Origin of the sequence: Nocardia sp. NPDC059177 (genome assembly GCF_042755165.1) — a bacterium.
In the GTDB taxonomy this organism is placed as follows: Bacteria; Actinomycetota; Actinomycetes; order Mycobacteriales; family Mycobacteriaceae; genus Nocardia.
The window spans coordinates 273,832-286,013 of sequence record NZ_JBHZBX010000004.1 but is presented as its reverse complement, the minus strand read 5'-3'; the positions used below and the strand labels follow the sequence as shown (position 1 = coordinate 286,013).

Here is a 12,182-nt window from a genome sequence, read left to right as displayed (position 1 = left end):
CGAGGACGGCACCATCCCGTCCTGGGCCGCCCGCAACTCCGCCAGCGGCCTGCGCCGCCCCCCCGCCGCCCGCCCCCCCCCCCCCCCCACGCCGGGTCAGGAACCGGCCAGGATGAAGGCCGCCGCCTGCTCACCGATGAAGATCGCCGGGGCGTTGGTGTGGCCGCGGATGATCAACGGCATCACCGAGGCGTCGGCGACGCGCAGACCCTCCACCCCGCGCACCTTCAGCTCGGGGGTGACCACGCTGGCCTCGTCGGTGCCCATCCGGCAGGTACCGACCGGGTGGTACAGGGTGTGCGAGAACTTCTCGATGGTCAGCGAGATCGTCTCGTCGAGGTCCGCGGGCGCCTGCGGCGGGTAGATCAGCGGACCCAGCGCGCTCTCGAGCGCGGGCTGCTCGACGAAACCGGCGCACACCCGCAGACCCTTGCGCAGCGCTTCGCGGTCGGCGCCGTCGGCGTCGGACAGGTAGCGCGGATCGATCGTCGGCTTGGCCGTCGGATCGGGCGAGGCCAGGCTGATCTTGCCGCGGCTGCGCGGGCGCAGCAGGATCGCGCCGAGCACCACCCCGTGCTCGGTCGCCTCGACCAGACCCTCGTGATAGAACGGCGCCGGCGCGTAGATCAGTTCCAGATCGGGATGGTCGAGCTCGGGTTCGCTGCGCACGAAGCCGTAGGCCTCACCGACATTGGAGGTCAGCATGCCGCGGTGGCGGATCAGGTAGTTGAGCAGCTCGAGCGGCTTCTCCGCGGTGAACAGCGAATCGGACTCGACGCTGTAGCCCAGCGCGGCGATCAGATGGTCCTGCAGGTTCGCGCCGACCTCGGGGGAGTGCGCGACGAGCTCGATGCCGTGCTCGGCGAGCTCGTCGCGGTCGCCGATGCCCGAGAGCTGCAGCAGCTGCGGGCTGTTCACCGCGCCACCGCACAGGATCACCTCGCGCGCCGCGGTGACGGTGTGGGTCTGCCCGTCCTTCAGGTACTCCACGCCGGTCGCCCTGGTGCCCTCGAAGAGCACCTTGGTGGCCAGTGCCTCGGCGTGCACGGTCAGGTTCGGCCGCTTCATCGCCGGGCGCAGGTAGGCGTCGGCGGTGCTCCAGCGCCTGCCGTCGCGCTGGGTCACCATCGTCTGGCTGAAACCCTCCGGTGCGGGGCGGTTGGCCGATTCGAGCTCGTGACCGGCCTGGCGCACCGCCTCGAGGAACGCGTGCGTGGACGCGCGCGGGCTGCGCTGGCGCTGCACGTGCAGCGGACCCTGGGTGCCCTCGTCGGGGAACTGCGCGTCCTGGACCTTCTCGATCGCGCGGAACCGCTCGACGGCGGCGGCCCAGTTCCACTGCTCGTCGGCGAGCTCGCCCCATTCCTCGTAGTCGGCGCGGAAACCACGCACCCACATCATCGCGTTCATCGACGACGATCCGCCGAAAGTCTTGCCGCGCGGCCAGTAGATCTGCCGGTCGCCGAGCTCGGGCTGCGGCTCGGTCAGGTAGTCCCAATCACGCTCGGAACGGAACAGTTTCGAGAACGCCGCCGGAATATGGGCGAACTTGTCGTCGTCGGCCGGACCGGCCTCCAACAGCACGACCGTGGTGTCCGGGTCGGCGCTGAGCCGATTCGCGAGCACCGCCCCCGCTGATCCGGAGCCGACGATCACGTAATCCGCGGACGTCCCACCTGCTTGCACTGTCCCACTCCGATCCTGCATTGCATCTGTCGTAGCCAACACGGATGCGCCACAGCCGGACTCGTCCGCCCGTGGCACTGCAAGCAGCGTACTGACAGTGCCCGTCCGGTGGGTGGCCCGCGTCTCAGTCGGTGCCCGCGGCCGCGGCGGCCCGGCCCGCGCGCCTGCCGTAGAAGCTGCCGTCACCCAGCGACGCCCCGCTGACGTACCCGCCCGCGCACAGCCCCGAGGTGCACCGTCCCGCCGCGTACAGCCCGGCGATCGGCTCGCCGCTGACGTGCAGCACCCGCGAGTCCAGGTCGGTGCGCAGCCCGCCGAGGGTGAATCCGGCGGTCAGCCCGCGCAGGTCGAAGCCGGCCAGCGAGCCCGAGATCGGCCGCACCCACTGGGACTTCTTGCCCAGCAGCGGGTCGCTGCCGTTCTCGGCGTGCCGGTTGTAGGTCTCGACGGTGGTCTGCAGTGCCTGCTCGGGCAGGCCCATCTCGGCCTCGAGTTCGGCGACGTCCTCGGCGACCCACTTGGGCTGGAACCGGAAGAAGGGCGTGGAGCTCTCGGTGGCGAGCGCTTCCTCCAGGGATTTCTCGTCGAGGATCAGGAAGGCCTGGTTCTCCTGTTGCAGCAGCGTCGCCTGGCCGATCCGGCCCGGATAGGTGTCTTCGGGGACATAGCGCTGGCCGCGCCCGTTGACCAGGATGCCGCGCGCCATCATCTGCGGATCACCGAAGATGGCGACCTCACTGGCGTCCATGTGCGCGAGCTCGGCGCCCAGTGCCTGGGCCAGCCGGATTCCGATGCCGTCGTGTTCCTCGATCGCCGCGCCGGGGCGCCCGCTCAGCTTCGGCGTGTAGCGGTCGACCATCTCGGTGTCGTAGGCGAAGCTGCCGGTGGCCAGCACGACGCCGCGCTCGGCGCGCACGGTGACCGGCTTGCCGAAGTGGGTGGCCAGCACGCCGACCACGCGATCGTCCTCGTCGACGATCAACCTGCGGATGCGGGTGTCGTACTCGACCGGGATGGCCAGCTCGGCCACGGTGTCGGCCAGTGGCTTCATCAGCATGTAGCCGCCGCTGCGCTCACCGATCTTCTTACCTGCCAGCTCCGGCACGTGCCCGCGCGGCGCGGGTTCGGCGATATCGAGGAACGGCGCGGCGTTCTCGCCACCGGAATACATCAGACCCTCGTCGTGCGGCGGCTCCCAGCCGGGCTCGCCCCAGAACGACTCCTTGAACGGCACCCCGCACTCGACCAGCCAGTTGTAGTGTTCGACGCTGCCCGCGCAGTAGTCCTGGATTTTGTCGGTGTCCACACAGGGACCCAGGGCCGCGGTGAGGAAGGTGGCCATGTTCTCGGGTGTGTCGTCGAAGCCGAGCGCTCGCTGCAACGGCGTGCCGCCGCCCAGGTAGACGAACCCGCCCGCCAGTGCCGCCGCGCCGCCCCACCCGCCGGTGCGCTCGAGGATCAGCACCTGCGCGCCCGCCCGCGCGGCTTCGATGGCCGCGCAGACCCCGGCGATGCCGAACCCGGCGACCACGACGTCGGCCTCGAAGTCCCAGTGCGTGACGGTGTCCGCGCGCAACGGGCGGACGGTATCGATCCGGGGTGGGGTTTCGGTCACGAGTGATCCTCCGGTGCTCGGGTGTGTACCCCGAAATGGTGCCGCCTCCCCGCCGACAAAACAAGAACGTGTTTCAGAAATCCCGCCGAGCGGGACACTGGGCGGGCCGTCCCCGCTCCGGTACGGTGGCGCCGGTGAGCGCGAATATTCGAGACATTGCCGTGCAGACCCTGTCCGGTGCGGACACCACGCTGGGCGAGGTGGCGGGCGAGCGGGCGGTTCTGCTGGTCAACGTGGCCTCCAAGTGTGGCCTGACCCCGCAGTACACCGGCCTGGTCGAGCTGCAGAAGACCTACGGTGAGCGCGGTTTCACCGTGATCGGCGTGCCGTGCAACCAGTTCATGGGCCAGGAGCCGGGCACCGCCGAGGAGATCCAGGAGTTCTGCTCGGTCACCTACGGCGTGGACTTCCCGCTGCTGGCCAAGATCGACGTCAACGGCGCGGATCGCCACCCCCTCTACACCGCGCTGGTCGAGACCCCGGCCGCCGACGGCTCCGCGGGCGACATCCAGTGGAACTTCGAGAAGTTCCTGATCGGCCGCGACGGCACCGTGGCCGGGCGTTTCCGCCCGACCGTCACCCCGGAGGCCGGCGAGGTCGTGCAGGCGATCGAAGCCCAGCTCTGAGTCAGGCCGCGTTCGCCAGCAGCGCGTACTGCGCCGCGGCCTGCCTGCGGACACCGGCCGGTTCCGGCCCGCTGACGAACGCGCCGTAGTTGCGGTAGCTGACATAGCACCTGGTCAGTGCCGGTGAGCTGCCCGCGCGCCGCTCCGCGCAGTGCGCGCCGGGCAGCTGCTCGGGCGCGGTCACCGGGTGCACCGTCGTGCTCAGCGTGCGCTGCCAGGTGTCACCGAAATCGGTGGCGGCGGCCGCGTCGCGGAACCGGAACAGCGTGGTGGTATAGGAATTCGCGACGCTGTCCACCCCGCCGCGATCCCACGCGGCCGCGAGCTCGGGCTCGGCGGGCCGGTAGTGCAGGCTCGCGCGCCCGGACCAGCTCGCGAACTCCCGCGAGGAGATGGCGATCTGCTGATTGGCCGGGCCCGGAATCAACGCGCGCCGCAGCATGTCGTCGGGATCGCGGGGGAGTTCGGCGATCCGCTCCGGTGCGGTCGGGGTGAACTTCTCCAGCAGCGGCACCTGGGCGTCCAGCAGCGCCGCGGCCCGGCCGGCGAGCGCATCGATGTCCGGGGTCGGGTGCTGCAGGAACAGGCTGACCACGATCTCGCCGTGCGCGAACAGCACGCTGATCGTCTTCACCCCGGGCCGCCAATGCGCGTGGGCGCCGGCGTATCCGGGGATCGGCACCGGCTGGTTGTCCGGGCTGACCGCGAAATCGGTGGATTCCAGCTCGCGCGCGGCAGCCGCGGCCGCGGCGGCACCGGGGAATCGCAACAGCACCACGCGGCTGACGCGCGCGTCGGTCTCGATCGCCGGGGTCTTCTCGTCGAAGGCCCGATTGCCCTCGGCGATATCGAAGCCGGTGATCATCCGATGCCGTTCCAGCACCGGCAGATTCACATTCGAGATGGCCGAGACATCGGCGGTGCGGCGTGGCGTGTCGAGCACATCGGTACCCCAGTTGTGGGTGAGGTCGGGCTCCACCTCGTGCGGGAACACCACCGCGCCCGCCATCCGCAGTCCTTCCAGGATCGCACCGTCGGTGGGCTTGCGGCCGGCCTCGAGATCGGCGGGCACCGTGTTGTAACTGCCCACGTCCAGTGTCCGCACATCGATCTCACCGGGTGTCGCGGTGCCGGCCACCGTGGAGCATCCGGCGAGCAGGACCGCGAGCGCGCCCAGGGCGAGGCGCGCGGTCACAGGGGTGCGCTGGTCAGCCATTCGTCGATCATCTCCTGATGGGTGTGGCCCTTCCAGTACACCTGGAGCAGCACGGTGGAATACGGCGCGGCATCGAACTGCACGAGCAGCCACGGCCCGGTCGAGCCGTTGAAACTCCGGACGGTCAGCGGTCTGCCGTAACGGGACCGCAGCTCCTGGGTGGTGCCGGACGGCAGCGTCGCCACGAACTTCTCGACCGTGTCGGTGTCGGGATGGGCGAGCACCTGCAGTTCGAGGTGCTCGCGGTCGGTGCAGTTGAAACCGTTGTCCCACACGGCTTCCGGGTTCTTGGTGGCGAAGGAGCAGCGGAGTCCGCGATACCCTTCGCTGTCCGGTCCGGAGGGCAGCAGGTCGGGGAACAGCGCGATGGTGGGCCGGGCGGCGGCCCAGGCGTCGACGGTGGTGGTCGTCGGGGGTGCGGTGGTCGTGGTGGTGGTGGTGGTGGTGATTTCGGGATCGTTGTCGCGGGTCAGCGCGATCGTCCCGGCGACGGCGAGCACGACGGCCACGGCGAGTGCGGCCGCAATCCACCCGATCGGTGCCCTCCCCGGACCCGGCCGGGGGACGACCGGACCGACCGAGGATCCACCGCCGTCGGTGACGCCACCTGCCCCACCGCCCAGACGACCGACTTGCCCGGCGGCCTGCTGGGTGAACGGCACAGTGGGTCCGACACCGGTGGTGAGCGCCGTGGTGGCCGCCGCGACCATTTCCGCGCAGCTCGCGAACCGCTGCCCGGGTTCCTTGGCCAGCGCCCGCGCGAACACCGCGTCCATGGCGGGCGGCAGCTCCGGCCGCAGCCCGGTGATCCGCGGCACCGGCTGCATCAGATGCGCCCCGATCAGCGCCCCCGCACTGGTCGCGGTGTAGGGCGGCTGCCCCGCGAGCAGATGGAACAATGTGCACGCGAGCGAATACTGATCCGAACGCGGCCCGAGCGGCCTGCCGTCGAGTTGCTCGGGCGCGGCATAGCGCAAGGTCGCCACCAGCGACCCGGTCTGCGTCAACGCGCTCGCCTCGTCGATCGCCTTCGCGATCCCGAAGTCGGTGAGCAGCACCTGCTGGACCTGCACCCCTGGCGCCTGCTCCCGCAGGAGGATATTGGCCGGTTTCACATCCCGGTGCAGCAGCCCGGCCGCGTGCGCGTGATCGAGCGCGTCCGCCGTCGACCGCGCGATATGCATGGCCTGCTCGACCCCGAGCGCCCCCGCCCGCACCACTGTTTCGGCATCGCTGCCCGCCACATACTGCATGGCGATCCACAACCGGCCTTCGGCGCTGCCCCGATCGTGGATCGCCACGATATTCGGATGATCGAGCCGCCCCGCCAGCTCGGCCTCCCGCTCGAACCGGCCCCGGAACACCGGGTCGGCGGCATAGGAGGAATGCAGCAGTTTGAGCGCGACCAGGCGCGGCAATCGCGGATGCCTGGCCGCGTAGACGCTACCCATCCCCCCGGACCCGAGCACCCGCTCGATACGGAAACCGGCGAAGACGGCACCGGCCGGGAGCTCGTGCATGCAGTTACGGTAACTCAGGACCGGGGCAGGCCGGTCACTGCCGGGTTCGCCGCACCGCGAGCACCGCGGCTCCGGCCGCGATCAGCGATGCCGCGGCGCCACCCAGATAGACGAGTGCGACGGACTCCGCGGAGGTCATCGACTCCGACAGTTCCAGGAACACCGATCCGAAACTCGCGATCCCCGCGACGATGCCCAGCTGCACACTGGTGACGAGGATGCCGCTGGCATCGGCGGCCGAGGGCAGCGGCACCGCCGCCAGCGCGCGCGTCATCAACGGGCTGAACGCCAGCCCGTTACCCACCCCGAACAGCGCGAATGCCGTCGATGCCGCGATGCCCACCCCCGCGCCATCGCCCAGCAGGGCGGCCAGCCAGCCGAGCGCGACCCCGTCCAGGACAAGGCCGAGCGGAATCATCCGCGCGAACCACCGCTGCGGCAAACGCTGCCAATACAGTCCCGCGAGCGCGAACGCCACACCCATCGGCAGGAACTGCAGCCCCGCCCGCAACGCGCTGTACCCGAGCTCGCCCTGCAGATGGATGGTCGTCGCGAACAGCCATCCGGTGAAGATCACCATGATCAGCGCCAGGGTCGCGGCCGCGGGCAGCAGCCCGGCGGCCCCGACCACGTGCGGCGCGAACAGCGGGTCACGTCCGCGCGCCGCGACCCGCCGCTCGACGGCCACGAATACGGCGACGCCGACTACACCGGCAGCCGCGCACAGCAGCGTCCACCGCGCGAACCCGAACTCGCGGCCCACCAGCAGCGGCACCACCAGCAGCAGCACGGTCGCCGTCAATGTCACCAGCCCCGCAATGTCGATCCGCCGATCGGTCCGCCCGGCCGTCACCGGCAGGACCCGCACCGCGGTCACCCACAGTGCGAGCCCGAGCGGCACATTCACCAGAAACACCCCGCGCCAACCACTCCCGGCCAGATCGGCGTCCACGATCACCCCACCCAGGATCTGTCCCGCGACCACACCGCCGGAGACGATCGTCGCGTAGACACCCAGCGCTCGTGCCCGTGCCGGACCGGTGAAGGTGCGCTGGATCAGCGTCATCACCTGCGGCACCATCGCCGCGGCCCCCGCGCCCTGACCGAACCGGAACACGATGAGCGACAGCTCGTTCCAGGCCAGCCCACACGCCAGCGAGGCCACGGTGAACACCGCGAGCCCCACGAGGAACACCCGGCGCTGGGTGAACCGTTCGCCGAGCCGTGCCCCACCGACCAGCAGGACGGCATAGGCGATGACATACCCGGCGACGATCAATTGCAGTCCCGCGCCGCCGGTACGCAGATCGGTGCGAATGGCCGGCACCGCGACATTCACGATCGAGGCATCGAGCACCGCCATGAACTGGCCGGTCAGCAGCACGACGAGGGTGGCGATCGCGTGCCGGTTCATCGAGGTGGTGGGTGGGGGAATTGTCTGGCTCATGGCTAGATCGTGTGCGGAACCGGCCGCGCCGACCACGAGCCTGGTGATACGGGTACCGGCAGCACTCTGTTGCGATGCTGTGTCGCACCTCGAGATTGGCTCTGTGCCAACGGAACCGATGATCTAGGCTGAAATTCCACGCACGCGACCGATGCCTGGAGGCACCCGATGTCGCAGTCTTCCGCTGCCTACCCCAGCGCCGTTCCGGTCGGGGTCGACACCACGCGCGCGAGTATCGCGCGGGTCTACGATGCCGCGCTCAACGGCAAGGACAACTACGAGGTGGATCGCGAGGTGCTGGCGCAGGTGCGCACCGTCGCGCCCCAGGTGAACGACCTGGCCTGGGCCAACCGCGATTTCCTGATCCGAGCCTGCCGCTTCCTGGCCCGTGCCGGTGTCGACCAGTTCCTCGACCTGGGCTCCGGGCTGCCCACCGCGGAGAACACCCACCAGGTGGTCCAGCGGGTCAACCCGCAGTCGCGGGTGGTCTACGTCGACAACGATCCGTCGGTGCTGGTCCACGCCCAGGCCCTGCTGGCCAGCAACACCCGCACCCGCATCGCCGAGGCCGACATCTTCCGCCCGTTCGAGGTCCTCAACAACGCGACCGTGCGCAACGAACTCGACTTCAGCCGCCCCCTGGCCCTCTTCCACATCGGCACCCTGCACCACTACCTCGGCGAGGATGCCGCCGCCCTGATGCAGACCTACATCGACGCCCTCCCCGCCGGTTCCTTCGTCGCGATCGCGCACTTCCACGACCCGGAAACCGCCGAATACAGCGAACTGGCCCGCAATATGGAAGACAAGTTCATCCACAGCCCCATGGGCAGCGGCCGTTTCCGCACCCGCGCCGAAATCCAGGCCATGTTCGGCAAGCTGGAGATGGTCGAACCCGGCCTGGTCCGCTGCGACGACTGGTGGCCCGACGGCCCGCACCTGCTGCCGCTCTCCGATGTCCGCAACTGCATCATCGGCGGCATCGGCCGCAAACCCTGACGGGGCACCACCACCGAACACGCGGTTCAGAGCGTGAAATCCGATCTGTCCGGCGTGCCGGTCAGATCGGGCCGAAACGACACGACCGGGTATCCGTGCTCGGGATCGGTCGTGATCTGGGCGCGCACGCGATACACCTGCTCGACCAGTTCGGCGGTGATCACCTCGGCCGGGCTGCCCATCGCGACGACACGACCTCCGTCGAGGATCAGCAGCCGGTCGCAGAACATCGCGGCGAGGTTGAGATCGTGTAGTGCGATATAGCTGGTGACCGGCAGCGCGGCCACCAGGGCGAGAATGTCGAGCTGATGGCGGATGTCGAGATGGTTCGTCGGTTCGTCGAGCAGCAGTTCGAGCGGACGCTGCGCCAGTGCCCGCGCGATCTGGGTGCGCTGGCGTTCGCCGCCGGACAGTGTGTGCCACCGATCGCCCGCCTTGGCCGACATCCCGGTGTGAGCCAGCGCTTCCTGCACCGCGGTGGCGTCGGCTCCGGTGTCGCCGCCGAAGACGCCGCGATGGGGGATACGTCCGAGCGACACCACATCCTCGACGGTGATGTCGACCTCGGTGTCGGCGTGCTGGTCGACCACCGCGACACGACGGGCGATCCGGTTCCGGCGCAGCGTCGTGAGATCGGTGTCGTCGAGTAGCACCCGTCCGCTGTCGGGCCGGGCGATACCGCTGAGCAGCCGCAACAGTGACGATTTCCCGGAGCCGTTGGGGCCGAGCAGACCGATGGTCTCGCCCTGGCGCGGTTCGACGGTGACGCCGTCGACGACGAGATTGCCGCCGCGCGTCCAGCGCAGTTTCTCCGCGCGCAACGTCATGCCATGGCTCGATTCCGCAGCAGGAGCACGATGAACGCGGGCACGCCGATCAGCGCGGTCGCGACGCCGACGGGAATCTCGGTGGGCGCGAAGACCGTTCGGGCCACGACATCGACCCAGACGGTGAACACCGCGCCGGCGAGCACGGCAGTGGGCAGCAGTCTGCTGTGGCGCGGACCCACCACGAACCGTGCCGCGTGCGGCAGCACGAGCCCGACGAAACCGATCGCTCCCGCCGCGCTGACCAGCGCCGCGGTCGTCAACGCGGTCACCCCGAGCAACAGCCCCCTGGTCGCCCGCACCGGGATGCCGAGCGCGGCGGCCGAGGAGGCGCCGAAGGTGAACGCGTCCAGTGCCGCGGCCCGGCTCAGGCAGATCACCAGTCCGAGCCCGGTCACGGTGGCGCAGACGACGACATCGTTCCAGTCCGCGCCCGCCAGTGAGCCGAGCAACCAGAACAGCACACCACGGGTCTGTTCGGCATCGGCACTCGAGACAACGATGAAAGAGGTGAGGGCGGAGAACAACTGGGTGCCTGCCACACCGGCCAGCACGATCCGCGCGGTGCCACCACCGGATACCGCCGCCAGGATCAGCACCAGCGCGAACGCGGCGACCGCCCCACCGAACGCGCCCGCCGCCAGCGAGATCGAGCCGGCGCCGAGGCCGAGCACCGCGACCAGCACCGCACCGGTCGACGCGCCCGAGGAGATCCCGAGCACGAACGGGTCGGCGAGCGGGTTGCGCAGGACCGACTGCAGGATCGTCCCGCACATCGCCAGCCCCGCACCACACACGGCGGCGAGCAAGGTCCGGGGCAGGCGGAGCTCCCAGACGATGCCGTCCTTGATCCGGCTCACCCCGGCCTGCCCGACGCCGAGATGCTCACCGACCACGGCGTAGACCTCGCCCACCGACAGCTCGGCCGGTCCGATGGTCAGGGCCACCGCGATCGAGAACACCAGCAGGACACAGCCCGCGACGAGCCCGGCCGCCAGCACAGCGGTGCCGCGCCGGGACGCGAGCCCGGTCAGCGGACCGGTCCCCACTGCGCCAGCGCCGCGGCGAGCTTCTCCACGCCGTCCACCGTGCGCAGGGACGGATTCAGATCGGCGCCGTTGACCACGACGAACCGCTGCTCACGCACCGCGGTCAGCTGTGAGGTCACCGGATGCGACTGCAGGAAGGCGATCTTGCTGTCGAGCGCGTCGCCGTCGATGGTCCGCCTGCTCAGATCGGCCAGGACCAGCACATCGGGATCGCGGTCGGCGACGGCTTCCCAGCTGACCTGCGGCCACTCGTCGGTGGTGTCGGCGAAGATGTTCCGCGCGCCGACCGCCTCGGTGATGATGCCGGAGGACCCGCAGCATCCGGCCATGTACGGGGTGTTCAGGTCGGAGAACCAGAACGCGACGCTCGTCCCCGCGTGCTCCCCGGCGGCGGTCGCCGCGTCGAGGCGGCGCTGCAACGAGGCGATCAGGGTTTCGCCGCGGTCCTCGACATCGAAGATCGCCGCCAGCTGCCGGATCTCGGTGTACACCGAGTCGATCCGCAGCGGTTCGGTGCGCGCCCCGTCGGAGTTCACACTCACCGCCGACTTGCCGTCGCAGTCGGTCGGCGACAGATAGGTGGGCACCCCGAGCTGTTCGAAGCGATCGCGATCAGCGACACCACCGGGGCCCAGGGTGCCACCGAAGGAGGCGGAGACGAAGTCGGGTTCGGCGTCGAGTACCACTTCGAGGGAGGGCTTGTTCTCGGCCAGCCGGGGCACCTTCGCGTTCGCTTCGGCGAGGTCGGCGCGGACCGGATCGGTCCAGGTCGCGGTGCCGACGAGCCGGTCGGCCAGGCCGAGCGAGAGCAGGATCTCGGTCGACCCCTGATTGAGTGACACCGCACGCTGCGGCGGCTGCTCGACAATGACCTCTCGCCCGCAGTTCTGCACCGTGAGCGGATAACCCGCGCCGGCGTCCTGGGCGGTATCGGCACCGGAGTCGCTGGTACCGCAGCCCGCGATCGCCAGGGCAGAAGTGAGGGTCAACAAGGCACAGAGGTGCCGGGACGCCAGGCGCATCGCGCGTGAACTCCTTCGTCAGGGCTCGGTCGCGGAGCCTCGAACAGCCGTGTGACGATCATCGAGTAGTCGGGCTTCGGCCTGGTCGGGCCGTTACCGTTGCGCGTCAGCCCCGGATTCCCACCGGTGTTCCCTCGACGAACGCCGCGCTGATGCTACCCCGGACGACTGGACC

10 protein-coding genes and 1 riboswitch are annotated in these 12,182 nt (G+C 69.9%); of the genes, 2 read left to right on the top strand and 8 right to left on the bottom strand.

The window, feature by feature from the left end; genetic code table 11:
* Positions 1-96: 96 nt before the first annotated feature.
* Positions 97-1,686, bottom strand: a complete 1,590-nt coding sequence (locus tag ACFXK0_RS07780) for a GMC family oxidoreductase (RefSeq protein ID WP_379409125.1) — start codon at positions 1,684-1,686, stop codon at positions 97-99.
* A 124-nt stretch (positions 1,687-1,810) separates the two neighbouring features.
* Entirely contained in the window at positions 1,811-3,301 is a 1,491-nt protein-coding gene (locus ACFXK0_RS07775) for an FAD-dependent oxidoreductase (protein ID WP_379409124.1), read from the bottom strand.
* A gap of 134 nt (positions 3,302-3,435) precedes the next feature.
* Here ACFXK0_RS07775 and ACFXK0_RS07770 point away from each other — a divergent pair, with 134 nt between their 5' ends.
* Positions 3,436-3,927, top strand: a complete 492-nt coding sequence (locus ACFXK0_RS07770) for a glutathione peroxidase (protein WP_379409123.1) — start codon at positions 3,436-3,438, stop codon at positions 3,925-3,927.
* 1 nt (position 3,928) lies between these two features.
* On the opposite strand, the gene ACFXK0_RS07765 is transcribed toward ACFXK0_RS07770, so the two are convergent.
* Genes ACFXK0_RS07765 through ACFXK0_RS07755 form a run of 3 tightly spaced genes read right to left on the bottom strand, consistent with a single transcriptional unit; the run spans position 3,929 to position 8,110 of the window.
* Positions 3,929-5,143, bottom strand: a complete 1,215-nt coding sequence (locus ACFXK0_RS07765; RefSeq protein ID WP_379409121.1) for a hypothetical protein — start codon at positions 5,141-5,143, stop codon at positions 3,929-3,931.
* Positions 5,119-6,663, bottom strand: a complete 1,545-nt coding sequence (locus tag ACFXK0_RS07760) for a serine/threonine-protein kinase (protein WP_379409120.1) — start codon at positions 6,661-6,663, stop codon at positions 5,119-5,121. Before ACFXK0_RS07760 ends, ACFXK0_RS07765 begins: the two co-directional genes overlap by 25 nt.
* 34 nt (positions 6,664-6,697) lie before the next feature.
* Complete coding sequence (locus ACFXK0_RS07755) at positions 6,698-8,110, bottom strand: MFS transporter (protein WP_379409119.1); 1,413 nt, start codon at positions 8,108-8,110, stop codon at positions 6,698-6,700.
* A gap of 168 nt (positions 8,111-8,278) precedes the next feature.
* Here ACFXK0_RS07755 and ACFXK0_RS07750 point away from each other — a divergent pair, with 168 nt between their 5' ends.
* Complete coding sequence (locus tag ACFXK0_RS07750; RefSeq protein ID WP_379409117.1) at positions 8,279-9,109, top strand: SAM-dependent methyltransferase; 831 nt, start codon at positions 8,279-8,281, stop codon at positions 9,107-9,109.
* A gap of 26 nt (positions 9,110-9,135) precedes the next feature.
* Here the strand turns inward: ACFXK0_RS07750 and ACFXK0_RS07745 are convergent, their stop codons facing one another.
* From ACFXK0_RS07745 to ACFXK0_RS07735, 3 genes are read right to left on the bottom strand one after another with little or no spacing between them, the layout of a single operon-like run.
* Complete coding sequence (locus ACFXK0_RS07745) at positions 9,136-9,936, bottom strand: ABC transporter ATP-binding protein (RefSeq protein WP_379409116.1); 801 nt, start codon at positions 9,934-9,936, stop codon at positions 9,136-9,138.
* Positions 9,933-10,985 (bottom strand): FecCD family ABC transporter permease, encoded by a 1,053-nt coding sequence (locus tag ACFXK0_RS07740; RefSeq protein ID WP_379409114.1) that lies wholly within the window; start codon positions 10,983-10,985, stop codon positions 9,933-9,935. The genes ACFXK0_RS07745 and ACFXK0_RS07740 overlap by 4 nt, the downstream gene beginning before the upstream one ends.
* Positions 10,967-12,007, bottom strand: a complete 1,041-nt coding sequence (locus ACFXK0_RS07735; protein ID WP_379409112.1) for an ABC transporter substrate-binding protein — start codon at positions 12,005-12,007, stop codon at positions 10,967-10,969. The genes ACFXK0_RS07740 and ACFXK0_RS07735 overlap by 19 nt, the downstream gene beginning before the upstream one ends.
* 65 nt (positions 12,008-12,072) lie before the next feature.
* Positions 12,073-12,140: riboswitch (cobalamin riboswitch) on the bottom strand.
* Between the last annotated feature and the right edge of the window lie 42 nt (positions 12,141-12,182).

Excerpts from the sequence above, each read along its gene's own strand:
- ACFXK0_RS07765 (WP_379409121.1), bottom strand. The coding sequence starts at position 5,143 with ATGGCTGACCAGCGCACCCCTGTGACCGCGCGCCTCGCCCTGGGCGCG.
- ACFXK0_RS07760 (WP_379409120.1), bottom strand. The coding sequence starts at position 6,663 with ATGCACGAGCTCCCGGCCGGTGCCGTCTTCGCCGGTTTCCGTATCGAG.
- ACFXK0_RS07755 (WP_379409119.1), bottom strand. The coding sequence starts at position 8,110 with ATGAGCCAGACAATTCCCCCACCCACCACCTCGATGAACCGGCACGCG.
- ACFXK0_RS07750 (WP_379409117.1), top strand. The coding sequence starts at position 8,279 with ATGTCGCAGTCTTCCGCTGCCTACCCCAGCGCCGTTCCGGTCGGGGTC.
- ACFXK0_RS07745 (WP_379409116.1), bottom strand. The coding sequence starts at position 9,936 with ATGACGTTGCGCGCGGAGAAACTGCGCTGGACGCGCGGCGGCAATCTC.
- ACFXK0_RS07735 (WP_379409112.1), bottom strand. The coding sequence starts at position 12,007 with ATGCGCCTGGCGTCCCGGCACCTCTGTGCCTTGTTGACCCTCACTTCT.